Annotated in this window: 22 protein-coding genes; 6 read left to right on the top strand and 16 right to left on the bottom strand. The window is 38.1% G+C overall.

What is annotated here, in order from left to right; genetic code table 11:
- Nucleotides 1–498 (bottom strand): YdeI/OmpD-associated family protein, encoded by a 498-nt coding sequence (locus tag LEP1GSC203_RS14020; protein ID WP_002974611.1) that lies wholly within the window; start codon nt 496–498, stop codon nt 1–3.
- A gap of 178 nt (nt 499–676) precedes the next feature.
- Here LEP1GSC203_RS14020 and LEP1GSC203_RS14015 point away from each other — a divergent pair, with 178 nt between their 5' ends.
- Nucleotides 677–943 (top strand): hypothetical protein, encoded by a 267-nt coding sequence (locus LEP1GSC203_RS14015; RefSeq protein WP_039938055.1) that lies wholly within the window; start codon nt 677–679, stop codon nt 941–943.
- A 1-nt stretch (nt 944) separates the two neighbouring features.
- On the top strand, nt 945–1,889 hold the full coding sequence (locus LEP1GSC203_RS14010) for a sensor histidine kinase (protein WP_039938054.1): 945 nt from the start codon (nt 945–947) through the stop codon (nt 1,887–1,889).
- 32 nt (nt 1,890–1,921) lie between these two features.
- On the opposite strand, the gene LEP1GSC203_RS14005 is transcribed toward LEP1GSC203_RS14010, so the two are convergent.
- The 6 genes from LEP1GSC203_RS14005 to LEP1GSC203_RS13980 form a co-directional block, all read right to left on the bottom strand.
- Nucleotides 1,922–3,121, bottom strand: coding sequence for a hypothetical protein (locus LEP1GSC203_RS14005; protein ID WP_002974623.1), 1,200 nt, complete (start codon nt 3,119–3,121; stop codon nt 1,922–1,924).
- Between the two features lie 198 nt (nt 3,122–3,319).
- Nucleotides 3,320–3,910 (bottom strand): HAD family hydrolase, encoded by a 591-nt coding sequence (locus LEP1GSC203_RS14000; RefSeq protein WP_002974713.1) that lies wholly within the window; start codon nt 3,908–3,910, stop codon nt 3,320–3,322.
- A 12-nt stretch (nt 3,911–3,922) separates the two neighbouring features.
- Nucleotides 3,923–4,576, bottom strand: a complete 654-nt coding sequence (locus LEP1GSC203_RS13995) for a molybdenum cofactor guanylyltransferase (protein WP_232225902.1) — start codon at nt 4,574–4,576, stop codon at nt 3,923–3,925.
- Nucleotides 4,524–4,967: a molybdenum cofactor biosynthesis protein MoaE gene (locus tag LEP1GSC203_RS13990; protein WP_002974741.1), complete on the bottom strand. Its 444-nt coding sequence runs from the start codon at nt 4,965–4,967 to the stop codon at nt 4,524–4,526. The genes LEP1GSC203_RS13995 and LEP1GSC203_RS13990 overlap by 53 nt, the downstream gene beginning before the upstream one ends.
- A complete protein-coding gene (locus LEP1GSC203_RS13985; RefSeq protein WP_002974568.1) occupies nt 4,968–5,210 on the bottom strand; it encodes a MoaD/ThiS family protein in 243 nt (80 codons plus the stop codon).
- Nucleotides 5,211–6,152, bottom strand: coding sequence for a GTP 3',8-cyclase MoaA (locus tag LEP1GSC203_RS13980; protein ID WP_002974560.1), 942 nt, complete (start codon nt 6,150–6,152; stop codon nt 5,211–5,213). It lies immediately after the preceding gene.
- Nucleotides 6,153–6,283: 131 nt separating this feature from the next.
- Between LEP1GSC203_RS13980 and LEP1GSC203_RS13975 the strand changes: the two genes are divergently transcribed.
- Nucleotides 6,284–7,360 (top strand): HesA/MoeB/ThiF family protein, encoded by a 1,077-nt coding sequence (locus LEP1GSC203_RS13975; protein ID WP_002974569.1) that lies wholly within the window; start codon nt 6,284–6,286, stop codon nt 7,358–7,360.
- Here LEP1GSC203_RS13975 and LEP1GSC203_RS13970 read toward each other — a convergent pair.
- The 7 genes from LEP1GSC203_RS13970 to nirB all read right to left on the bottom strand — a co-directional run bounded on the left by LEP1GSC203_RS13970 (nt 7,357) and on the right by nirB (nt 16,988).
- Nucleotides 7,357–9,513, bottom strand: coding sequence for a molybdopterin-dependent oxidoreductase (locus LEP1GSC203_RS13970; protein ID WP_002974651.1), 2,157 nt, complete (start codon nt 9,511–9,513; stop codon nt 7,357–7,359). The two genes, LEP1GSC203_RS13975 and LEP1GSC203_RS13970, sit on opposite strands and share 4 nt — an antisense overlap.
- Nucleotides 9,514–9,609: 96 nt before the next feature.
- A complete protein-coding gene (locus LEP1GSC203_RS13965) occupies nt 9,610–10,965 on the bottom strand; it encodes an MFS transporter (RefSeq protein WP_198008581.1) in 1,356 nt (451 codons plus the stop codon).
- Nucleotides 10,966–11,168: 203 nt separating this feature from the next.
- Entirely contained in the window at nt 11,169–12,359 is a 1,191-nt protein-coding gene (locus tag LEP1GSC203_RS13960) for a molybdopterin molybdotransferase MoeA (RefSeq protein WP_002974678.1), read from the bottom strand.
- Nucleotides 12,356–13,270, bottom strand: a complete 915-nt coding sequence (moaCB, locus tag LEP1GSC203_RS13955; RefSeq protein ID WP_002974596.1) for a bifunctional molybdenum cofactor biosynthesis protein MoaC/MoaB — start codon at nt 13,268–13,270, stop codon at nt 12,356–12,358. The genes LEP1GSC203_RS13960 and moaCB overlap by 4 nt, the downstream gene beginning before the upstream one ends.
- A gap of 12 nt (nt 13,271–13,282) precedes the next feature.
- Nucleotides 13,283–14,071 carry a uroporphyrinogen-III C-methyltransferase gene (gene cobA / locus LEP1GSC203_RS13950; protein ID WP_002974676.1) on the bottom strand — a complete coding sequence of 263 codons (789 nt, stop codon included), beginning with the start codon at nt 14,069–14,071 and terminating at the stop codon, nt 13,283–13,285.
- Nucleotides 14,072–14,082: 11 nt separating this feature from the next.
- Nucleotides 14,083–14,454: a nitrite reductase small subunit NirD gene (nirD, locus tag LEP1GSC203_RS13945; protein ID WP_002974663.1), complete on the bottom strand. Its 372-nt coding sequence runs from the start codon at nt 14,452–14,454 to the stop codon at nt 14,083–14,085.
- Nucleotides 14,455–14,468: 14 nt separating this feature from the next.
- Nucleotides 14,469–16,988 carry a nitrite reductase large subunit NirB gene (gene nirB / locus LEP1GSC203_RS13940; protein WP_039938051.1) on the bottom strand — a complete coding sequence of 840 codons (2,520 nt, stop codon included), beginning with the start codon at nt 16,986–16,988 and terminating at the stop codon, nt 14,469–14,471.
- A gap of 434 nt (nt 16,989–17,422) precedes the next feature.
- Here nirB and LEP1GSC203_RS13935 point away from each other — a divergent pair, with 434 nt between their 5' ends.
- Together LEP1GSC203_RS13935 and LEP1GSC203_RS13930 are read left to right on the top strand one after the other, a co-directional pair.
- Nucleotides 17,423–20,941 (top strand): nitrate reductase, encoded by a 3,519-nt coding sequence (locus LEP1GSC203_RS13935; RefSeq protein WP_002974727.1) that lies wholly within the window; start codon nt 17,423–17,425, stop codon nt 20,939–20,941.
- 100 nt (nt 20,942–21,041) lie between these two features.
- Nucleotides 21,042–22,136: a PepSY-associated TM helix domain-containing protein gene (locus LEP1GSC203_RS13930; RefSeq protein WP_002974557.1), complete on the top strand. Its 1,095-nt coding sequence runs from the start codon at nt 21,042–21,044 to the stop codon at nt 22,134–22,136.
- A gap of 7 nt (nt 22,137–22,143) precedes the next feature.
- Here the strand turns inward: LEP1GSC203_RS13930 and LEP1GSC203_RS13925 are convergent, their stop codons facing one another.
- Both LEP1GSC203_RS13925 and LEP1GSC203_RS13920 read right to left on the bottom strand, forming a co-directional pair.
- On the bottom strand, nt 22,144–22,707 hold the full coding sequence (locus LEP1GSC203_RS13925) for an LIC_11695 family lipoprotein (RefSeq protein WP_002974685.1): 564 nt from the start codon (nt 22,705–22,707) through the stop codon (nt 22,144–22,146).
- A 16-nt stretch (nt 22,708–22,723) separates the two neighbouring features.
- On the bottom strand, nt 22,724–25,117 hold the full coding sequence (locus LEP1GSC203_RS13920; protein WP_039938050.1) for a TonB-dependent receptor: 2,394 nt from the start codon (nt 25,115–25,117) through the stop codon (nt 22,724–22,726).
- A 131-nt stretch (nt 25,118–25,248) separates the two neighbouring features.
- Here LEP1GSC203_RS13920 and LEP1GSC203_RS13915 point away from each other — a divergent pair, with 131 nt between their 5' ends.
- Nucleotides 25,249–25,680, top strand: a complete 432-nt coding sequence (locus LEP1GSC203_RS13915; RefSeq protein WP_002974703.1) for a DoxX family protein — start codon at nt 25,249–25,251, stop codon at nt 25,678–25,680.
- The last annotated feature ends 63 nt before the right edge of the window (nt 25,681–25,743 follow it).

The raw sequence follows: 25,743 nt of genomic DNA, 5'->3' as shown, positions 1-25,743 counted from the left end.
CTATGATGCATCTCTACCGAGAAACTTTCCACTTCCCAACAAAAATAATATGGCCCGGTCTACGTTCTCTTTTTTACTTTTTTCCGACTTAAGTCCAAAGATATACCGCATCATTTCATTTTGAAGGGATGGGCTTAATGAATCAAACTTATCTTTTGCTTTTTTGTTTTTTCCCAATGCAACTTTTAGTTCAATAGACACAGGGTGAATTTTTTTCTCAGGATTGAACTTGATCTCAAAATTTGCGTTATCTCCCACTTCTTTTTTTGCTGCTTTTCGCATCGGAGTATTCAAATACAAACGCCAGTGTCCACTGTATTTAACGAGTGTTTGTGTAAATGGGAATCCATCAATTTTAAGAGCCACTCGAATTTTACCTTTATCTGTTTTTGCTTGTTTCATGAGTGCTAACAAAATAGGTTCGGGTAAAAAAACAAAAGGATTGATTCCGATGATCTCAATTTTTGCAGAAAATTTCAAAAAGGGAAATTCAGACATTGCCATTTTGTATGAAATGAATCTAATACCTAGCAATCAATTTTTATAAAACCAATAAATTCTGATTCATTTTGGGAATTTATGTTCCATTTTTTCCAAATTATCACTTTACCATAAACAGAATCCTGTTATAGTTTATCGTCTAGGTAAAACCAGGTCTTCCCTGTATTGGTGAAAAATGTATCAAATAAGTGAAGTATTGAATCTTATTTTTGATAGCGTAGGGTTGGTGATCACTTTACGGTTGCTTGGTTCTGGTTTCATTCCAAAATTTTACTATTTGATTTTAGGGTTTTTCTGTGTTTGGCTAAGTAATATTTTTACTGTCATCGAAGGATTTTTTTTCCATGATTTTTTTAATCTTCTCGAACATTCTTTTTACTTTCTTTCCGCAATTCTATTTTTGGTGAGTTTAAAAAAGGAAATATTGGTGTTTAGTCGTTGATATGAATTTCGTGGCGTTACTCAATCTTTTTTCTTTACTTGTTTATCTAATTGCGATATACATCATAATCAAACATTTGATCCAACACCCACAATACCGTGGAGAAGGAATATTCGTATTGATCCTTGCGGTCATTCCTTGTTATGTAAGTATCTCAAATGTATTTGAACATGGGTTTTCCATAGATTATTTTGATGAGTATGAAGGTTTTTTTAAAGATCTTTATGCCATGTTTTTTCTTATCTTTTTATATGTTCATTCTGTAAAAAAGGAACAAAACAAAAGGATTGAACATGAAAGACAGATCAAGTCTGATTTGAAATTAAAATCAAAATTACTCACGGAAATTCACCATAGAGTAAACAATAATCTACAAATTATCTCAGGTCTTTTAGCAATGCAGGTAGAGTCAGAGAATGACTTAAAATTAACTACTTCTTTAGGATTAATTCAAAATAGAATTATGGCAATTGCATCTGTTCATAAAATAATTTATGGTTCACCAAATTTATTATATGTTGATTTGAATCTTATTTTTAATTCAATTTTAGGTAATTTGAAAATTACGTATTTAAATGAAAAAAATAATATTGAATTGCATGAGTTAATTGAAGAAGGGTTAGAAATGGACTTGGACCGTGCCATTCCTATGGGTCTTATATTAAACGAACTTGTTTCTAATTCCTTTCGTCATGCTTTTATGAATCGGGTAGAAGGAAAAATTGAAGTTACTTTGGGTAAGATAGAAGACCAGTTTGTCCTTGTTGTGAAAGACAATGGCCTAGGTATTGATAATACACTGTTAGATGGAAAGGGAATCGGACTGACTTTGGTCAAAAATTTAGTGAAACAATTACGCGGAACAATCGATATCGAAAAAACCAAAGGCACAAATTTTGAAATTCGATTTCCAATTGTGAATCAAAATCCAATCCAAATTGAATGATTTGGATGTTTCGTAAAATCAATGTTCCTTAACTAAGGAACCGTTACTTTGCCAGTTAAATAGGAATCGCTAAATCCTCCTGGTCCATCTTGGACAAGATAAGATGATAAAACTACACAAGCATTATTGTAAGCTGTGACATCAAATGATCTTGGGTCTGTTTGGTATGCTCCTATTCCGATGGGAGAAAAATGTTCGATATATGCAAAACTCGCAGGTCCAGTTCCCCCACTTACTGTGGAACTAGTCGAATCAATATATAAATACTCTTCAGCGGTAGTTCCAATTGATGTTTGTGCTGTATATTCCAATTGATTTCCAACCAGATCAACAACCAAACAATGTGTAGCACAGTTTCCTATGGTAGTTGGTGCTGTTACACTTCCAGCGCAAGGTGATGGTGGAGGTGGGGGAGGAACCGTATCGATACTTCGATTTCCTTTCGCATCTGCGGTAGAGCCAACAACAATAACCTTATATGCAGAATTCAGTTCCGGCGTGAGAAATAAAAAATATCCAGAAAATTTATCATAAGAGCTTACTTTAATATAATTGATAACATTATAATTGTCAGCAGCGAGGCTAATCACGTTTGGTCTACCAATATATGCATCTAACCTAGTGTAAGCGGACAGATCTGCACCAGCTTGGAATTTGATATAAATTACTTGATATTCTGTAGGAATTCCTCCGCTAGTAAAGAGTGTTCGCTTGGTTTCATAACTTATAGTTGGTAAGGCGATTGTATTTGTTGGGATAGCAGGAGGGTTTGGTGGAGTTGTTGTCAGTTCCTTTAAGGAAATAATTTTACCATCTTTTTTTAAAGTTAAAAAAATTTTAAACTTTTTACTAAAGTCGGAATGACTAAAGACAAGGGAGTTCGTTTGGTATAGATCTTCTTGTCGTTGAAAATGTCCTGCCACCTGATTCGTGTTTGGGTTATAAACAATTTCATTTGGGTTACCCATCGAAGCTTCCACAGATTCGGATTCTCCTTTTGCTGTTTTTAATTGGTATTCAATAAGAATATCCTGAAATTGTAAGTTTCCATCTTTTCTGTAAAACGTAGTCAATTGTACAGATTGGAATTTATCTTCAAGAGTTGTATTGGTTGGATTTCCAAGAAAACTCAAAAAGGCAAGTGAAGACATATCGTTTTCGGTAGACTGACCGTTACACGAATTTAGGAAAAAAGAGAAAAGTAAAAAACAATAGAAATAAGAAAGACGCATCTATTCCTAATAACAATTAAGGGAAAAAAAGAATTCACTTTTTTAATTTAATTCTTGTTTTTGAAATTTTTTATTAATTGAGAACATTAGAATATGGGAATGTCTTTAATTGTCATGAAATCAATCACTCAAATGGGATGATTCATGGATAACGCTACAACCCCAATTCTATTCGGAACCAATTGATTGTTTGTTTGCTTATAATTTTAGGATTTCGCCTAACTCCCTGATGCAATGTGTGGCTGCATGTTTGAATGGGAATTCACCTGTAGGGTCAATGTAGATGGTATCGACACAGGCACCAGCACCAGCTTCTAAATCAAAAACATAATCACCAATCATCACCGTCTCTTCTGGAATAGCATTCCAAAGTTCCATCAACCGGAAAATCCCTTCGGGATTTGGTTTTGGCAAGGCACGTTCTCTACAAAAAATAAAATCGGGATGAAAGAAATCGATTAAACCCGCTGCCTTTAAAGTTTCAATGGAGTTGGAAAAACTATTCCTAGTTAGGATCCCTATGTTGGTTGATTGTGTTTTGAGTTCGTTTAAGATTTCAGAACTTCCTGGGGACGGAATTGATAATTTGGCAATTTTAAGTTCAATTTCATCTAGTTGGATATGTTTCTTTTTTGCCTCTAGTTCTGGAAGTTTAGATAGGGAAGTAAGGATATCAGTATCTAGTGGAATTTTTAGTTCTATCTTTATAGCATCAAAGTCGTGTTTTGCGATGGTTAGGGTTCCATCCATATCAAATATCCAATTTTTTTTTCTTTTAAAAAAACTCACAGTTTGATTCCTCTATAGATCCTTTTTTGAGTTTATATTTCTAAAATTATATTCTTCTTCAGAGGGAAGTTTTATGAAAACAGGTTTTGGATCTAAATTTTTAATTCTTTTCTGCAATGAAAATTCCTGTATTCCCGGAAGGGATAATGATTCCGTCCACTTAGACAAGGATAAAGTAGAATAGATCCCACATAAGGGTTCTAAACCTGAATGGGACTCATAAAAAATTCCAGATACAGGTGCTTTTTGTTCATGGTGTTTATCTAACAATCTTTGAATGGTTTTAATTTCAATAAAGGGTATATCAATTGGTAATACAAAGATAAAATCATTGAAGCGATTATGTTCTTTTAAATATAAATAGGAAGATAAGATTCCTTTGAGCGGACCTTCTACGGGAAGGTTTTGATCTAGAATGAGTGAGGATTTTTGTAAATACTTAGCATAAGAATCCAACTGTTCCTTGCGAAGTGAAACATAAATAGAAGTACTGAACGCATTCAGCTTTTCTAAAATCTGGCTTAGAAAATGAGAATCGGGAGTGATTGATACAAAACCTTTATCTTCTCCCATTCGTACACTTTGTCCTCCAACAAGAAGAACAAAAGTTGGATTAATGGTTGTGAGTATCATCCAAACAGCCTTGTGACCATTCTGAACTTCCATCCACATAGTATTCTTTTTTCCAAATAGGGACTTCGTGTTTGACGCGGTCTATGATGTATCGATTGGCTTTGTAAGCTTCGTCTCTGTGAACGCCACCAGTGTTAACGATTACTGCAACTTCCCCTAGATTTAGTTTTCCAAGTCTGTGAATACATTCTGCAAATTGTAAGTCCCATTTTTTGAATGTATCACTGATAATATCTGCAATCATTTGGTTTGCCATTTCCGAATATGCTTCATATTCTAGATGTGTGACTTGCCTTCCGTCATTAATATCTCTTACGATACCTGCAAAAAGTACATACCCACCCATACTGGGTAATGGGGGAAAGGAAGTTGGAAGTTCAAGTTTATTCTCTGTAATGTGTTTGTGTTGAGTATTTGTTTCCATTTAACCACCGCTTGAGGGGGGAAGGATTGCAATTACGGACCCTTCTATCAGCGAGTCTGAGTCTTTCGCAATCGTTTGGTTGATTGAGATGCGACTGATTTTAAGGAGATTTGTAGCTTCTGGATTTAAGTTACGAAGATACAATTTTAAATCGGAAACGGTATGAATCCCATCTAAAACTAGCTCTTGTTTGGATGGGAAATAATCTTTTAAAGCAGCAAATGATAACAACTGGATTTTCATTTATCCTCCAATAAATTTCATCGAAAGTTCAGAACCCGTAAATTGCATTTTTTTTGTTTCCATCGCTTGTTGCAAAACCAATGGCACTTTGGAAGGATCTGATGGAAGATCAAAAGAAGTTTGGTCACTCAAACATCCATAAATCCTACCAAGTGAATCCATACGCAGACGATTACAACCTTCGCAAAATGGTTCTGTATGATTGGCGATGAGTCCAAAAATATATCCTTCGTCTGTAATATGATAGGTGGCTGTGGAATCTGTAGCTGTAGGATATCTTTGAAAGTTGTATCGACTTAGGATGGTGTTTCGAATTTCTTCAGCCGAATAAAAACAATCAGAATGTTCCTCTTGTAAAGGACCCATCTTCATAAATTCTAAAAATCGAATGGGTATTCCATTTTCTCCCGACCATTGCAAAAGATCTAGAATTTCCGATTCATTATAACCTTTGAGAATCGTACAATTGACTTTCACTTCTAATCCAGATGTTTTTGCTTCCAAAATTCGTTTTAACAAAATAGTAACAGGAAGTTTGCGATCACTCAGCCGTTCAAAACCAGACTGTGAAAAACTATCCAGAGAAAAATTCATTCGAGTGAGTCCGGCTTGTTTCATTTTTTGAATGAGTCCATCCTGAAAAAAACCGTTGGAAGTAATGGCTACTTCCTTAATATTTAACTCTTTTAATTTCTGAATTAATTCCACTAAATTTTTATGAAGAGTAGGTTCCCCTCCTGTTAGGTGGACTTCCTTTAGGTGGATATGGGATGTGAGAGTTTTGATTTTAGTTTCTAATAGTTCCGGACTCAAGAAATGGATTTTTGGAAAAAAATTGGTTTGGTCGGGTTTATTTTTTGGAGCACAGTAAACGCATGCAAAACTACAATGAGATAGAATACTCACTCGAAGTACTTCAAATTTTCTAGTATTCTCTTTCACCTTAAGGTCGATTTTAATCTAGTTTTCACAATTGAAAACAAAAATAGGAAGTTAGATTCGGTTATTAAACTATTTTACCTCGAGTTTAATTTCTCCTTGATCGCCTTAAATCCTTAATTCTTCTCTCATTTATGGGTATAGAAGAGGAATCTTTCTTCCAACGCCAAATCCAAGTTCCAGAAATTGGCACTATCGGTCAAAAAAAATGGCGAGAGTCGTCAGTTCTTGTCATTGGACTTGGGGGACTTGGATGTCCTACTGCTTTGCATCTTGCCCTCGGTGGAATCGGACGAATTGGTTTGGTTGATTTTGATATTGTGGAAGTTTCAAACCTCCACCGCCAAACATTGTTTACATTTAAAGATATTGGACTCCCGAAAACAGAAGTGGTTTCTCGAGTTTTGTTGGAACATTGTCCTTGGCTCGTGATTCGAACATTTGCCGAACTTGTTTCCGATCTAACAAAACCAGAACTTTTAGATGGTTGGGATATTGTTTTAGATTGTACCGATACCATTTCCTCAAAGTATGCGATCAATGATCTTTGTATAAAAAAATCGATTCCTTTGGTAACGGCTTCTGTGTTTCGTACGAGTGCTCAATTTGCTATTTTTTCTGGTAATGGAAAACCATGTTACCGTTGTTTGTTTCCAGATTTAAAGGAAGGAGACATCTTAAATTGTAGTTTGGGTGGAGTGCTCGGTGTGCAGACTGCACTTGCAGGAACTTACCAAGCATCACTCACCTTACAGTATCTTTTAGATCCAAAATCGACAGACATAAATTCAGTTTACTTTATGGAATGGAATCCTCCGACACTCTACCAATCCAAGGTGGAAGCAAATGCGGAATGTCCCACTTGTGGACATGGAACCTTTAAAACCAATACAGATTGGAATGCAAAGGAAATACATCCGGAAGAATTCATTCGTTTACAGAAAAACATAAGTACTCTGTTTATCGATGTTAGAGAAAAAGATGAAACAGATTTGAATCCAATTCCTGATTCATTTCTTTTACCTCTATCAGATTTGGAACGAGGGTATCTTCCTGAATTCGAAAAAGACCTAACTCTTGTTTGCATCTGCGAAACAGGAATTCGTTCTAAAAAAGCCCTGTCTTATTTACAAAGTAAAAGTGAGGTTTATTCACTAATTGGTGGAAGGCGAGCCTACATCCAATATTTGAACAATCAACCTTCCCATTAGACCAGTTGTTTTTTTATTGATACTTTGATTCCACTAAAAGCAGCATTCCCTGAGAATTCATCAATGGTTTGGTCGTCGGTAAGATCGTTGATACTCACTCCAGAAAACTCAGTTGCTACTTTTTGATTAGTTCCTCCACGATTGTGTCCAAAGCCATGGGGAATACTCACAACACCTTGCATTAGTTCTTCGGTAATTTCTACGGGAATTTGAATTTTACCCACTGAGGATTCTACAATGACTTCCTCTTCATTGAAGATTCCTAAATGGTTAGCATCAATTGGATGGATCATCACAGTGCACCGTGGTTTCCCTGTCATGAGTTTTGGTAGATTGTGCATCCAAGAATTATTACTTCGTAAATGCCTTCGTCCTATCAGTAAAAATTGAGATTTCTCGGAGCTAAATTTTTCCCATTCCAAAAACTTACTTTTAAGTCTTGGTAGATCTTCTTTCAAAATATCTGGGAATAGATGGATTCTTTTGTCTTCGGTATACAATCGTTCAGGAAAACTGGGTTGTAATGGTCCCAAATCCACACCATGAGGACTATTTTTTAAAAGTTCCAAACTCATCTCTCGATTTTGAGTTCCTTTGTTTCCATAAGGTCCTGATTTGAGCGCATGGTCAATGATACTAGCAGGCGTTAGTTTTGTCTTAACAATGTCTTTCGGAAGTTCTTTACCGGCTCTTTTTAGTTCCAAACGTTTGGTTAAGTCAGAAAAAATTTCCCAATCATGTAACATCCCCGGTTCTGGAGTGAAGAGTGGTTGGTTGTAACGTGCCGTATTCCTAACCGCAAATACATTAAAAATTAAATCATAATGGTCATGTTCTAAAGCGGAAGTGGGGGGTAGAATATAGTGCGCATGTTTTGTCGTTTCATTCAAATAAAAATCAACACTTACCATAAAATCTAAACTAGCTAATGCTTTGTCCAACTTTAATCCGTTAGGTGTAGATAAGATTGGATTTCCTGCCGAAGTAAAAAGAGCTCTAATTTTTCCTTCTCCTTCCGTGAGGATTTCTTCTGCTAATGCTGCTACGGGAAGTTCGTCACTGAATTCGGGAAGTTTGCGAACTCGGGACTGATAGGAATTGAAACTTCCTTGCGAAGAGCGCATCACAGATCCTTCCCCCACTAAATCTACCGCAGGGAGAGTGAACATGGCACCTCCCTTTTTGTCTAAATTCCCAGTAATAATATTGATCACGTTGATAAGCCATTGGCAAACCGCACCAAATTCTTGTGTGGAAACACCAACCCTTCCGTAACAGACAGCTGATGGTGCATTCGCAAATTCGATTGTGATTCGTTCTATGGTTTCTTTGGAAACCCCAGTGATTTTGGATACTCGTTTTGGGTTATATTCTTTTGTGACTGTTTGAATGGATTGTATGTCTTCTATTCGGATTAAGTCATTTGGTTTGGTGAGTTGTTTTTCAAAAAGAACATGGAGGACTGCCAGTAAAAAATAAGCATCAGTTCCTGGTTTTATAAATAAATGCTCATCTGCATGGACGGCCGTTTCGGATTTACGAGGATCTACCACTACATACTTTCCACCTCGGTCTTGGATGGCTTTTAATCTTTTTTTGACATCGGGAACGCTCATTAAACTTCCGTTAGATGCAAAAGGGTTTCCACCTAAAATTAAGAAAAAATCTGTATGATCAATATCTGGAATGGGGACAAGGAGTTGGTGGCCAAACATTAAATAAGAAAGGAGTTGGTGGGGCAACTGGTCTACCGAGGTTGCTGAGAAATTATTTCTAGTTTTGAGCCTACTGGCAAACCGTTGTCCAAGTAACATAGATCCGTAGTTGTGAACAGTGGGATTTCCATTATAGATAGCTACAGAATCGTTCCCATAAGTAGTTTGGATTTTTACGAGTTGAGTAGCAATATCGGAGAGTGCATCGACCCAAGATACTTGTTCCCAGCCAGTTTTTGTCTTTTTTAAAGGGAATTTGATCCGATCAGGATCTTGGTAGAGGCTTTTTAGCTCGGGACCTTTAGGACAAATATGGCCTCGGCTGAACTTGTCTTCGGGGTCTCCTTTGAATCCTTGGATGGAGCCGTCTTTCAATTCGATTTGTAGTCCGCACATTGCCTCGCACAAACTGCAAGACCGATAATGAATTTGATCCATAACTCTCTCCTAAGACAGAAATCTTAAGAGAGAATTTTTCTTTAGACAAGTTTAAAATGAATCGATTCTTCGCAAAAAATCGACTCATTCGAAGTTCTATGTTGCAGAAACTAAAGTGGATTCCTTTTCGCTAGTTGGTAAAATTTTGCTCATTTCATCACCCACTTCCTTTTCCTCTTCAGTAGAAAATCTTACAAGTAGAGTAAAGAAGGAAGCAATGGTAACAGTCACTCCAATGATCAGTAGTGCATTTTGGTAAGTTAGGTCCCCTCGGAATAAAAATCCAGCAGACACAGCTCCCGCATTTCCACCAGCTCCTACGATTCCAGATACCGCTCCAATTGCCTTTTTGTTAATGAAAGGAACTACAGAGAAGGTGGCTCCTTCTGACATTTGCACAAACAAACTAAAGATGATCATTGAAGATATGGCAAGGATGAGAGAATTCATTTGCGAAAACAAAATCAAACATAGTCCTTCGCCTGCAAGTACTGCCGACAACCAAACCACTCTTCCGCGAAGACCCCATTTGATTCCGAACTTATCCCCAAAGGCACCACCGAGTGTTCTTGCAAATAAATTCATAAGTCCAAATAGTCCAGCAATGAGTCCCGCAGTGGCAGGAGATAATTTGAATTGGTCTACATAATACAAGGCAGCAATGTTATTGATGGTAAGTTCAATTCCGAAACAAGCACCATAAGCAAGGAAAAGTAACCAAACTCTTGGATCTTTGAACACAAGTAAAAAGTTACTGAGAGAGTTTTTCTTTCCACCTTGGAAAGTAGGATAGGTTTCTTTAATGTCTTTAAAGTTTCCACCAGGAGTGTCTTGTGTTCCGAAGTAATAAATGATACCCATGATAAATAAAGCAGCACCAGGAACTACCATGGCAAGTCTCCAAGAAACTCCCGTTGTAAATCCAAAGGCAACAAAGAAGCCAAATAGAATTGGCATCACCATTTGAGTAACACCACCACCTAAGTTTCCCCATCCCGCTGTGGTTGCATTGGCTGTTCCAATGATATTCGGTGCAAACATAACAGATGTATGATACTGAGTGATCACAAAAGAAGCACCGATGGCACCAATGGCCAATCTTAATAATAAAAAGGAAAGATAACTATCAGCTAGACCAATACACATAACAGGTATGGATCCTAGAGTCAAAAGAAAAGTATACGCAATCCGTGGTCCAATTTTGTCACACAACCAACCGATAAACAATCGCATAAAGATTGTTATAGCTACAGATGCAATGATGATGTTTCCTACCTGGGCCTTCGTTAAAGAAAGTTCCTCTCTAACATAAACCATAAGGGGTGCGATCCCAAACCATCCAAAAAAACATAGAAAAAATGCAATCCATGTTAGGTGAAAGGTTCGCATCTGGGGTGTCGCCAGGCTGAATAATTCGATTTTAGTTGCTTTCGCATGAGGTGTAATGGTCACGGGTTGTGTACTCCTATTGCTGATAAACAGTGCAAAAAGCGTACCAGAGCACGAATTGACTTAAAATGGGTTAAAACGCCTTAAAACTGAACTTTACGCTTATGGTTTTCCCTTATGTAGAATATGTACTACAAAAGGACAATTTTTTGACCAAAAACCGTATAAACTGCGTACCATTTGTACAGAAATGTTGAGGTTCTAGATCACCAAGGTAAAAATTCTAGGATATCTTCCTTTTGGATTTGGGAGAGTTGGCTCGGAATGATCGCAAGTCCGTCGGAGAAAAGACCGGCTCTTACATCACCACTTCCATTGAATGCAAGCGGCGCGAGATAGGTTTTGTCCGTTGTTTCTAATCGGACAGGAAAAAATTCGGTAAGGGAGCCTTTCTTTTGTTTGGTGGTCGAATAAGGTAGTTTATAAGACGGAATTTGACTTTGGCCGTATGACTTTCTAAGAAATGGTTCGAGAAAAATACGAGAACAGGTTTGGACACTAAAAGGATTTCCAGGCATTCCAAAGACAATGGTGTTTTTTCTTTTTCCAAACCAAATGGGTTTTCCTGGTTTGATGGCCGTCTTATGAAAAATGAGATCAACACCTAATCTTTGTAAAATGGAAGGTACTAGATCCAAACTACCCATGGAAACTCCTCCAGAAAGAATTAAAATATCTGCATCTAACCCTTTTTGAATTTGTTCTGTAATTTCCTTTTCTAAATCAGGAACGTGGGTTACAGATTCAGGTTGAATTTTGTATTTCGATAGAATGGAAGTTATGGTATAGGAATTGGAATCTCTGATTTGGTAGGGAAGAGGGGAGCTGTGTATTGGTATCACTTCATTGCCTGTGGAGATGATATGAACTTTAGGTGATTGAATGACGGAAACAGTTTCCTTGCCAAGACTTGCCAAAAGAGAAAACTCGGAAGTACCAATTTGGATTCCCTTTGTTAATACAATTTGGTTTTTTTTTACATCTTCTCCTTGTTTTGCGATGTTTTGCCAAGGTTTGGCATCTTTTAGGTTAAAGGTAACTTGTTTTTGACCATCTGTCTCCGTTAGATACGCATCCTCGATTTTGATCACAAGATCGAAACCAAGAGGAACAGGGGCTCCCGTCATGATTCGAATGGCCTTTTCCTTTGGTTCTAAATCCAAACTCATTCCTGCGGGAAGTTCCCTATGGTAAGGATAAACTTGTCCATCTTTGTAATCTTTTGAAGCGATTGCAAAACCATCCATCGCCGAACGATGAAACGGTGGATAGTCCCGATCGGCAGACACTTCCTCGCTAAGGACTCGGCCCAAGGATTGGCTTAAGGGAATTAGTTCACTCGGATAATTTCGAACTTCGGAAAGAATTTTTTCTAGAGCCTCTGCGTAAGAAATCAATGTCCTTCCCCTCGCATCATTTTTTTGGCATGGAAGATTGCAGGTAAAATGGCTGTCATACTTTCTTTTGCTCCATTGCTACTTCCGGGAACAGAAACGACCAGAGACTTCCCGATCCGACCAGCAAGAGAACGAGACAACATCGCAAAAGGAGTTCTATCTTGTCCAAAGGAACGCATTACCTCGGCCACTCCCGGTAAATCCTGCTCTAACATTTGTTTTATGGTGTCGGTTGTGTTGTCTCTTGGACCAAGTCCTGTTCCCCCTGTGGTAACAATCAGATCAATTTTTTCCGCTGTCCATAATGTGATGGTTTTTTGAATTTCAGTAGGTTCATCAGGAACAATTTTAATTTCTAAAACTTCCACTCCTTCTTGGCTAAGAAGTTCTGAGATGACCTTGCCCGATCCATCTTCTTTTTTTCCTGAAAAACATGAATCAGAACAAACTAAGATTTTTGCATTGGAGCCTGCTGCAAATTTTGCGATTTGCGAATCGGTTTTCCCTCCCTTTTTTTCTAACAGTCGGACAGAAGAGATTTCTATCTCTTTGTCAATGGGCTTTAGGAGATCATAAATTACAAGAGCCGCTACTGTAACGCCAGTGAGTGCTTCCATTTCAATTCCTGTTTTGCCTATGGACTTGGCTTCCGTTTGGATGCGGATGGCATTTTTTTCTTCTAAGATTTCAAATTTGATTAAAAAAGAATCAATGGGAACCGGATGGCAATGAGGAATGAGTTCTGATGTTTTTTTAGAACCTAGTAGAGCTGCAGCTTTCGCAACACCAAAGAGATCCCCTTTGGGAAGATCATTTGCCTTAACTCGTTGGATCGTTTCCGCCTTACAATACACATAGCCTTCTGCTTCTGCATACCGAAGGGTGGTTCGTTTGCCTGTAATATCATTCATTCCTAACCCTTATCAGGGTGTTAGAATGGAAGAATAGTCATTTTTCAAATTTTCCATCTCACGATAGAATCGAACAATCTCACCAATCACAAGAATGGCAGGGGACTTAACCTCGTTTTCTTCTATGATGGATTGGATGGTATTTAAATTTCCAGTGAAGACACGTTCTGTGTCTAAAGTTGCATTTTGAATGACTGCAATATTTGTCTCTTTTGCATTTCCTGCATCCAAGAGTTCAGAAACAATCAGGCCAATTGAATTCAGTCCCATATAAACGACGATAGTTTTTCCAACACAGTTAAGGTTTTTAAAACCTTCGGAGTTGGCCCCATCCTTTTTGTGACCTGATAGGAAAAGGATCTCCCTTGCATAGTCTCTATGAGTCAATGGAAAACCTAAAGAAGAGGCAACACCTGATGCAGTAGTGATGCCTGCCACAATCTCACACTGGATTCCTTCCGCTAACAAAGCTGCAAACTCTTCTCCCACGCGACCAAAGATAGAGGGATCCCCTCCTTTTAGTCTAACAACCGTTTGGAATTCGTTTGCTGCTTGGATGAGTTTTGAATTAATTTCATCTTGTAAACAACTATGAACACCCAACCTTTTCCCAACATAAACCATTTGGATTTTTTTTCGACATACACCAAGAATCCTTGGAGAAACCAAATCATCATAGAAGACAACGTCAGCTTTTCGTAGTGTCTTCAGTGCTTTGACAGTTAAAAGTTCCGGATCACCAGGACCTGCTCCCACCAAATACACATTGCCCTTGTTTGTATGTTTACTTTGCGAATCCATAATAATAGCGATTAACCGTGGTTAACTGTAATGGAGGGATCCACTTCCAAATAGACTGACCCATTTTCCACAATCACAGGGTAGAGATTCACTTTGTAATTTTCCCCACTGAGGCAATCACCACTTGTCAGTGAATAATTTCTTTTATGCAATGGGCAAACTACTTTCGGTTCTCCATTGGTATCTCCTAAAAACCCACGAGACAAAACCATATCTCCTGTGTGGGGGCAGGCATTGTCACAGGCATACCATTCGTTTCTTGATTCAAAGTAGAAGATTGCAATTTGTTTTTCTCCTACTTTTGCTGTGACTCCACCTTCTTTTTCAAATTCAGAAACTGGACCTATGAATAATCTTTCTTTATTTTTTGTATCTACTGACATTTTGATTCTCCTGTTTATGAATTGACTAAGTCTTTTTCTACCCAATCCACTGGGCGGATCTGACCACGTTCTTCGATGAATTTGATATTTGGATCTGTTTCTGAACTATTGACAAAATGTCTAAATTTCTTTTGTTTTTCAGTATCTTCGACAACATCTTTCCACTCACAGAGATAAGTGTTTACGAGGGCATTCATTTCTTCATCCAGTTGAGAGTTGATTCCCAATCTGTCGTTGATGACCACATCTTTTAAGTAATCAATTCCACCTTCGAGTTGTTCTAACCAAGTAGAAGTTCTCATCAGTTTGTCCGCTGTTCTAATGTAAAACATCATGTAACGGTCGATATACTTAACACAGGTATCTTCATCAAGATCTTCAGCAAAAAGAATTGCATGTTTTGGATTCACTCCGCCGTTTCCACCGATATAGAGGTTCCATCCTCTTTCTGTAGCAATGATACCAAAATCTTTTCCGCGAGCTTCCGCACATTCCCGAATACAACCGGACACTCCGCACTTTAATTTATGAGGAGCACGAATTCCTTTGTATCTTTCTTCTAATTTGATCGCAAAAGAAGTACTGTCTTGGACTCCAAACCGACACCATGTAGACCCTACACAACTTTTTACAGTTCGCATGGACTTTCCATAAGCATGTCCACTTTCAAAACCAAACTCAATCAAATCCTTCCAAATAGCTGGGAGTTGATCGATTCTTGCACCTAACAAGTCGATACGTTGGCCACCAGTGATTTTACAATAGAGATTGTATTTTTTGGCAACATCCCCAATCGCAATGAGCTTTTCGGGAGTGATTTCTCCACCAGGGATTCTTGGAACGACAGAGTAGGTTCCTCCTCTTTGGATATTGGCAAGGTATTTGTCGTTGGTATCTTGGATCTCTCTGTGTTTGAGAATGGGTTCATTCCATACACTGGCAAGAATGGATGCAACTGCTGGTTTACAAACTTCACATCCGTTCCCACGACCCACTTCTTTGATTACGTCAGGAAAACTTTTGAGTGCTTTGACTTTGATGACTTGGAACAGTTCTTTTCTAGAAAACTTAAAATGTTCACAGAGATGTTCTGTAACTACCTTTCCTTGGACTTTTAATTCTGCTTTGAGAATGGAGTTTACTTGTGGCAAACATCCACCACAACCACTACCTGCTTTCGAACAATTTTTTAAACTGGTGATGTCATAACATTCTTTTTCGCGTATGGCAGTGAGGATATTTCCTTTAGAAACATTGTTACACGAGCAGATCTTAGCTTCATCAGGAAGAGCATCAGCACCAAAAAGGTTTTCTGCAGAAACAGACCCAACAATTAAAGTTTCTGGTTCTTCTGGAAGTTCCATTTTGTTTAAATAGAAGGAGAGAAGGTTTCCATAGGCTTTGGCATCTCCTACAAGAATTCCACCTAATAGATATTTGCCGTCAGGAGAGATGACTAGTTTTTTATAAACACCACTCCTTGGGTTTTTAAAAACAATGGGAATGTGTTCTGATTGACCGAGAGCATCTCCAAAAGAAGCCACTTCTACACCAATTAACTTTAGTTTTGTGGATAAGTCGGATCCGATATATACTTTTGGTTTGCTACCAGGACTACATAAATTAAAAGCAAGGGTTTCTGCCATCTCGTAACCTGGAGCCACAAGTCCATAGATAAAATTTCTATGTAATGCTACTTCCCCGATGGCATAAATTCCATACACATTGGTTCCCATCCCATCATCTACAATGATACCGCCGCGTTCGCCAACGGCAATCCCAGCTTCTTTTGCAAGTTCGTCTCTTGGGCGTATCCCTGCAGAAACAATCAACATATCAAACTGAAGGTTACCGCCATCTTTGAATTCAAAACCTTCGATTTTTTCGTTACCTAAAACTTTTTCTGTTTGTTTGTTTAAATGAATTTCAACACCAATTTCTTCAATTTTGGATTTTAAAATGGCAGCACCACCATCATCCAACTGCCTTGGCATTAGCCTTGGAGCAAACTCAACAACATGAGTTTCTTTTCCTAAGTCTACTAGTGCTTTCGCAGCTTCTAATCCTAAAAGTCCACCACCGAGCACAGCTGCCTTTTTTACTTTTTTGCTGTATTCCATAGTTTGTTCTAGGTCTTCAATGGTTCGATAAACAAAAACTCCTTCTTTGTCTAATCCTTCGAGTGGAGGAACAAATGGAGAGGAACCAGTCGCAAAAATCAGTTCATCGAAATCAAGTTCTGTGCCTAAACTAGTAACTAACTTTCGTTTGATGGTATCAATAGAGGTCGCAGGTTCTGATAATAATAATTTAATTCCATTGGATCTATACCAATCGGGAGTACATAAGTATAAGGAATCAGCGGACTTATCGGCAAAATATTCAGATAGATGGACTCTGTCATAGGCTCGCCTTGGTTCTTCCCCAAGGACCGTGATCTCAAATTTGTCTGTGCCACCGAACTCCACTAATTTTTCGCAGAATCTATGGCCAACCATCCCGTTTCCTATGACGATTAACTTTCGCTTGATCATTTTGTTACCCTACCCGGACCCAAAAGTTTTCCGATGGAACCGCTAGAACAGTTCCAATCTTCCTACAATATGCACGAAGTGTACCTAACTGAGGCAGCTAGATTAAAAATGCTACTAGTACAGGCGATTCCTTAGGGAATTGAGAGAGTCTTTTGGAAAAAAAGATAAAATTCACTACAAGAGAAGGGAAACTATCTTTCTTTGGTAAGTGAGTTACTGGAGTAAGCCACTTTCTATTTGAGGTTTTTTTAATCCTTTCTGCTAGAACATAACGATTATGTACGTTTTATGTGCATTTTTCCCAAATATTTTCTCCATGGTTTTGCCAGTCTTCGCATCCATTTGGGAAGATTGAATTCAAATCCCTATGGTAATAAGCATTTTTGTGAATATTTCAGCAATTGGCATAGTTATTGCTGATTGTTTGTGTGCAAATGCAAGAATCCTATGCATCGACTTGTTCCTACTGCGGGGTTGGTTGTGGTGTTACTGTCCACAAACTAGGCCCGACAGAGATATCTATTGAAGGGGACAAAGACCATCCAGCGAACAAGGGACTATTGTGTTCTAAGGGAATGAATTTGCATTATACTGTCATGGATAGAAGTGATCGTATTCTCTATCCAAGTCATAGGAAAGATAAGAATCTTCCGCTATCAAAAGTTAGCTGGGAAATCGCCCTATCAGGAATTGCCGACAAATTCAGAAAATTGATTCAAACTTATGGACCGGACTCTGTGGGATTCTATGTCTCAGGCCAACTCCTGACAGAAGAATATTATATCATAAACAAACTCATCAAAGGTTTTATCGGCAGTAATAATATTGATACAAACTCAAGGCTTTGTATGAGTTCGGCGGTTGTGGGATACAAAATGGCATTGGGGGAAGACAGTGTACCGATTGCTTATGAAGACATTGAACTTGCCGATTGTTTTCTAATCGCAGGTGCCAATCCAGCATGGTGTCACCCCATATTATTTCGTAGAATCGAAGCTCACAAAAAAAACAATCCAGATGTAAAGATCATAGTAGTCGATCCAAGACGGACAGACACATGCGAGGATGCGGACCTCCATTTACAAATCCATCCAGGGACTGATATTTACCTTTTCCATGCGATTGCAAAAGTTCTTATCGATAATGGTTGGATTGATAATGAATTTATCCAATCTCATACAGAAGGTTTTGAGGAATTAAAAACTCTTCTTTTAAATTTTGATTTAGAATCTGCGGCAAATACTTGCGGAATCCCTTCGGACGACATTCGTTTGACTGCCAATTTCATTGGCCATGCGAAAGGATTTTTATCCTTATGGGCAATGGGGCTAAACCAAAGTGTGGTCGGTGTTAACAAAAACCTGGCACTAATCAACTTATCTTTGTTAACTGGTAAAATTGGAAAACCAGGAAGTGGCCCTTTTTCTCTTACTGGCCAACCCAATGCCATGGGAGGAAGGGAAGTTGGTGGACTTTCCAATTTGTTGCCAGCACACCGTGATTTGAGTAATGCAAATCATAGGGAAGAAGTAGCTAAGTTTTGGGGAGTACAAACTGAAGTCATTCAAAGTAAACCTGGGTTTACTGCAGTGGAGATGTTTGAAAACCTTCGCACCGGAAAGATGAAGGCGGTATGGATCATTTGTACAAATCCGACCACAAGTTTACCTGATGCTCGCATGGTAGAACAAGGGTTACGTGCCGCAGAACTAGTGGTTGTGCAAGATATATCAATGAATTCTTCTGCCATTCCCTACGCAGATTATGTTCTTCCTGCAGCAGGTTGGGCTGAAAAACAGGGAACCATGACCAATTCCGATCGTCGTGTGACTTATCTTGCAAAGATATTAGACCCGCCGGGTGAGGCACTTGCGGATACTCTTATCATTCAAAAATTTGCAGAGAAAATGGGTTTTGGTTCTTCCTTCGATTACAATTCAGAGGAAGATGTGTTTCTAGAACATTGTGCACTAACAGAGAATACCAAAATTGATATTAGTGGACTCAACTATTCCATTCTAAAAGAAAAACGCTCTGTACAGTGGCCTTATCCTCACAAAGACCACGGAGGAACTCCCCGTTTGTTTTCTGATCATATCTTCTATCGTGCTAATGGAAAAGCAAAGATCTTTGATATATCCCCAGAAGATACTTCAGAAAAAACTTCAGAAGAGTATCCTTTCATTTTAACTACAGGACGAATCCGAGACCAGTGGCATACCATGACTCGAACGGGCAAAGTGCAAAAGCTCATGGAACACAAATCGGAACCTTATCTGGAAATCCATCCAGAAGATGCAACACGAATCGAAATCATTGATGGTGGGATTGCTGAAGTTTCAAATGAAAGAGGTGTGGTGCGAGTTCGGGCAAAAATCACAGACACCATCAAACAAGGTACAGTTTTTTTACCCATGCATTGGGGGAAAAAAAATAAAAACGATGAGTCTCGAGCAAACAACCTAACAAGTAAAAGTTTTGATCCTTTTTCCAAACAACCAGGTTTCAAAATCTCGGCAGTGCAGGTAAAACCGTATGCCAAAGAAAAAGAAAAAATTCTAATCATTGGTGGGGGAAATAGTACCCATGCATTTATTAAAAATTATAAAGAATTAGCTCCCGAAGATGAAATCACAGTAATTTGTAAGGAAGAAAATCCTTTATATAATAGAATCCTTCTTCCTGATTTTATCAGCGGAGAAAAAGAATTTCATGAACTTTCGAGTGCAGATTCAGATGAAGTTGTCTCTTGGAATATCAATCTATATACTTCTACTTCTGTTACTGACATTTTACCGGAAGCAAAAATTGTAAAAGATGCTTTTGGTAATTCTCACTCATATAACAAACTCATCCTTGCTACTGGAAGTTCTCCTCAAGTTCCCAAATCCATAACACCGGATATGGTGGGGGTCTTTAGTTTACGTGCTAAAACAGATGCCGATCGAATTAAAGGTTTTTTTGTTCCTGATTCTCATGCACTCATTGTAGGTGGTGGTCTTCTCGGGTTAGAACTTGCAGCAGCACTTAAGACCTTAAATGTTAAAGTAACAGTTCTTGTTCGCACTGATAGACTTATGTCCAAACAACTGGATTCAGTTGCTTGTGATATCTTAAAAGACGAAATTTTAAATAGAGGGATCGAAGTACTTTTTAATTCTGAAATTTCGAAAGTGAATGGGTATGGTCGTATCACCAATGTAGAGTTAAAAGATGGGCGAAAATTACATCCGGATGGAATTGTTTATGCGATGGGAACAAGTCCTAATTTGCATTTGGCCAAAGGTTTGGGATTTGAATTAGGGGAAGGGATCAAAGTAAATGAATTTTTACAAACAAGTGATCCTGACATTTATGCTATTGGGGAAGTGGCAGAGCATGCCAGTGGTGTTTACGGGACAGTCCTTGCCGCAGAGGAACAGGCAAAAGTTGCCGCCTCACATATATTTGGTTATAAATATAAAACTTACTCCGGATCACTCCATTCCAATCTATTAAAAATTCCTGGATTGGAGTTGGTATCACTACGCCTTCCAGGTGTATCATTCGAAAATCTTTCCGATGAATACGAAGAGATTGTATTTTTGGATCGAAAGAGAAGGCGTTATAAAAAATGCATTGTGAAGGGCGATAAGTTAGTAGGAGCCATTCTCATTGGGGACAAAGCAGAATTTGTTGAATATAAGAATCTGATTGCAAGTGGGATAGAACTTGGGGACAAAAGAGAGAAGTTACTCTCTGGAGGAACCGCCACCAAACCACCGAAAGGTGCACTTGTCTGTTCTTGTAACAGTGTGGGTCGAGGAAATATAGAAGACGAATTCAAAAATGGCGCATGCAATTTAGAATCCATTATGACTACAACAGGGGCCGGCACTGGTTGTGGAAGTTGTCGCCCAGAAGTGAACAAAATCATTCGAGAAATGTTAACTCATTCGATGGAAAAAGCGTAAAAATCGAAAACCCAAGAGGAAACCACAGAAGTAAAGATTTACTTGAAAATGAGACCCGATCTCAATAATATGGCTCTATCCCCTAAGGAGTCGGTGGTTCGTGAAGGCAAAAACTTGGTATCAGTTACATATGGTTCTCGGAATTTTGGGAGCGAGTTTCCTTTTGGTTTTGGGTCTGACTGGATCCCTATTGGTTTATGGAAAGGAAATCCAGTCTCTTACAGGTTCCCACTCCATTTTAGTTGAAAGGGATCGGTTGCCTTTAGATACACTTTACAAACAACTGTTAGAACAAATTCCAGAAGGAAGTGTTGCCGGTTGGTTGGTATCCGACTTAAAAGACCAAGCTGACCAAGTTTGGTTTCATAATTTAGAAATCCCCAGTCGTGAATCTGTTTATTTAATCAATCCTTACAATGGTAAGGTTATTGGAAAAATGAAAGAGGATCGAAGTGATAGTGTATATGGGTTTTTACTAGTTTTACATTATAGTCTTTTTTTAGGTGGAGTGGGTTATTTTCTTACTGGATGTATTGCTTTGATCTATTTATTTTTAGCAATCAGCGGGATTAAACTTTATAAACGATTTTGGGTAAGTTTGTTTCGCCTTCGATGGAAAGAAAGTAAACAAATCCTTTTTTCCGACTTACATAAGTTCGTTGGTATTAATGCAGTCTGGTTTCATTTGATTTTAGCTATCACTGGTGGATGGTGGAGTTTGCGAGACACGGTGATACTAAGTTTTCCAGAAGAAAAAGTAGTTCACCATTTATGGGCTAGAGAAGAATCGATTAATCAATTGGTGGAACGAACAAAAATAGAAATACCTGGATTTCGATTGGGATATATTTCGTTTCCACACCACTCAAAAGATGAGCCAATCGGAATTTATGGGAATCGTTTTAATTCTCCTGGATGGGAAAGTCGGTATGGTTCTTACATTCGATATAATGTAAAATCAAAGAATCTATTTGATAAAGTCGATATGGCAAAAGAAGGATTTTGGAATCAAGTATTGGATTCATTTCGTCCGCTTCATTTCGGAACATTTGCAAATCATTTCAGTAAAGTAGTTTGGGTGATCGGTGGGCTTTCGCCTGCAATACTTTCGATTAGTGGAATTAGTATATTTTATATTAAGAGAAAGAATAAAAGAAGAAGAACCCAAAAGATTCCTTTGAGTTCTTCTGTATAATTTTAGTTTATTGCCAACACTTGCTTGGATCGTAACAAACGTAAGTACCTTTGAATCTTTCGCAGGCTTCTTTCGCACTTTTCAGATCCGTTACTCCATAGTAAGCGTTTGCTGGAATTAAATATTTATGTTCACCTTCAGTCGTGTAGGCATAAGGAATAAGATCGTTGATTCCGTCCACTCCGTCATAATGACATGCTGCTACTTTATTAGTGACAGCACAAGGTCCACTCATTCGTTCTACTACGATTTCTATACCTATTGCATTACCAATAGTAGCATATGTTTGCTCCATATCTTTTTCCCATTCTGCTTGTTTTTCTAAGTAAGCAGTTGAATACTCACGGCAAAACAAGTGCGGGCCATTTTTGATACTAAACCTATGGCTATATGCAACGTTTAGTCCAAGTCTTTGTGCTTCACTCATACTATTTGCATTGATTTGTTGCAGAGCTAACATGGAAACCAGGTCATCGCCGGTAACTTTTGACTTAGGATCAAATAAATCACATTGGAAAAGAGTTAATCCAAGAGTGATTAGTGTGAGAAGGGTTTTTAATTTTGTTTTCATATTTGTCTCCAGAAATTTAAATTTTATACGTTAACATAAATCCGTAGGTTTTGGGTGCACCAGGTACAGCTTGAAAGGTTCCATCAATATAAGATGTGAAGTAATACCGATCGTTCATATTGTTCATGTAAAGGTAGGCGGATATTGTATCTGTTTCATATCCCACCCTTGAGTTGATTACATAATATGGATCGCTATATACAGTGTTATCTGCTGCAAAATACATTTGGCCAACAGCTTGAAACTCTCCACGAAAGAACATCCCATATTCGTTTCTATATTGGAGATAACTTACAATATCGTATTTCGGAATGAAATGAACCCACTTCCCATTGAAGTCACGATTTAGCACTGAGTCATAAAACTTATTGAAAATTCCTTCCGTATAACCAGCAGAGAGTCCTATCTTTGCATCTTTATGTGGTTTAATAAATGTTTCTAATTCATATCCTCTGATAGTGACAAGCTCAGCATTGAGGTTTACATATTGGGAAAGGTTGATGGCCCGAACTACATGAAAGTCCTGTGTTTCAGTATAAAACTGTGTATATTTTAATCCGAACTTTCCTTTAAAAAATTCTGATTTGATTCCGGCTTCAATCGTATCATTGATTTCAGGTCTAAAACTTGCTTTGTCAGGAATATTAACAACGGTGCTATAACCTGCATTTTTATATCCCCGGCTAAAACCAATAAAAAACATTAAGTTTTCAATTGGTTTATAATCAAAAATGAACCTTGAGACATTGTAATTATAGCGATTGTTAATTGTATATGGGTCTGACAATACAAGTGTTTCACCTAAAGGATTGTTGTTGCGGGAAATTCCTACCGCTTGTTCCGTATGGGAAAGACGACTTTCTTGTCTTTCAAGACGGGCACCAATTGTTACTGTAAATTTTTCAGCAAATGTATAACTGTTATGTGTATAAAAACTTATATTTCTGTCTTGAAGTCTTGATAAATTCTTTTCTCTTGCAGGAGAAGTAAGACCTGGAAAATCATTGATCACATAAATTGAAGATCTATGTTCTCTTGCTTGGTCAATATTTGTGATTTTATTGGAAGCGTAAATACCTGCTTTAAATTGTAATGGATCATGTTTGTCTTTTGATTCAATATACACATCATTGAGAAAGGTAGTTGCTTTTTCTACGTAAATGGATCTGTTCTGATCGGTTGTCGTAAAGTCAGAATCTGCAGTGATTGGATCAATGTCCATTTTACGTATTGCAGATGCTGTTTTTAGATTGGCATGAGGTAATTTTGTGGTCGTTGCTAAAGAGTATGTATTTCCGGTGACGTTACTTTTCCCTTCATAATCCCAGTATACTTTTCTATCTCCGTTAACTCTGTTGGTATATGTTCCATATAACTTGGAGCAGTTGGAAGGCATGGCGACACAACCTTGCAATAAAGCTTTTTCTCTTTCTGATTTGGCACCCAAATAATTTACTAAGTTTAACGATCCATCGTCGAAACTTTCTGCGCTTATTTGTAAGTCTGCTTCAAAAATTTCATTGGGAGTAAAGTATAATCGAAATCGTCCAGCTTGTCCCTTCCTACCATCGGGGTGAGTTTTATAAATCTCTACGGGAAGTTCATAGGGACGATTATTCGGATAATAAAATCCAGTTATATTGGAAAGATATCCTTCACGTTCTGTCGTTTTTCCAGCAATTCCAAAAAATAATTTATCTTTGATGATGGGTGCATTATAATAAGCAGACGTTTCTTGTTTTTTATAATTTCCTGCATCATAAGTAATTTTTCCTTCAGCGACATTCGTTGGTTTTTTCGTGCGAATTTCAACTACCCCTCCTTGAAAGTTTTTTCCAAACAGGGTTGCTTGACTTCCTCGATACACTTCAATGTTTTCTAATCCGTATAACTCAGTGTTAAGTGCAACATTATCATTGAGTGGAACCCCATCTAAAATCAATCCTACTGCGGGTTCACTGAAGGCAATACTTCGCATCCCTCTAATGTTAAAATATGTAAAGTTACGTGATCCAGAATCAATGATGGAAAAATTGGGAACTTGTTTATCAATATCATTGGTTCTGTTGATCCCGGCATCTTGGATATCCTGTTCGTTCAAACGGCTGATGCTATTGGGAGTACGAAGAATCTCCCGGTCTCTCGGATCTTTTTTGCCGGTCACTCGAATTCCTTGTTCTACTGGCTTTGTTCCCGTATTGGGAACAGGCTCTGTCTCTCTCGGTGGAGGTTCAGGAGTTTTTTCCTTAGCTTGCGGATGGAGAGGAGGTGCCAAAAGCAATAGGATAGAAATGAGAATATGGGAGGAGAGGATTATGAATTTGGATCGAAAGAGAATTCCTTGGTGATGGGGGGATTGCTTCCAGAATTTAGTTTTTATATGAGAGTCATTCTCAAAAAGGAAAGTCATACGGCCATTCCTTCGGATTCCTCCTAAATTGTCTAGAATTAAATGAGATAAAGACTCAATCTCATAGGTTTGGGATTTCCCGAAGATTTTATCGGAGGGGCCAAAGCATTGTATTTTTAGTCTAAGTTACCATGAATCAAACAAACACATCCGAAAGGACTATATTCCAAACCGTTTTACGTATCTTACTCGGAGCCTTTTTGGCATTCGCTGGAACTGGCCACCTAACATGGCATAGAACTGAGTTTTTGGCTCAAGTTCCAACTTGGTTACCTATTGATGCAGATTTAGTAGTCTTATTGTCGGGGGTAGTGGAAATCAGTTTAGGATTGTCTTTGATTTTCCTTCGCAACAAACAAGTGCAAGTTGGTTGGGTCGTTGCTTTGTTTTTTGTATTAATTTTCCCGGGAAATATTTCCCAATATATGAATGGGATCAGTGCTTTTGGTTTGGATACTGATAGAGCCCGATTGATTCGTTTGTTTTTTCAGCCAGTGCTTGTCCTTTGGGCTCTATGGAGTTGCGGGTCTTGGCAAAATTTCCGAGCTAAGAGTAAAAACTAAACATCAATTTTCGGATTGTATTTTTCGTATAGATTGTACGTTTTAATGATTAAAGGTAGGTAT

This window comes from Leptospira terpstrae serovar Hualin str. LT 11-33 = ATCC 700639 (assembly GCF_000332495.1).
GTDB lineage: Bacteria > Spirochaetota > Leptospiria > Leptospirales > Leptospiraceae > Leptospira_A > Leptospira_A terpstrae.
This window is presented reverse-complemented; position numbering and strand designations above follow the sequence as displayed.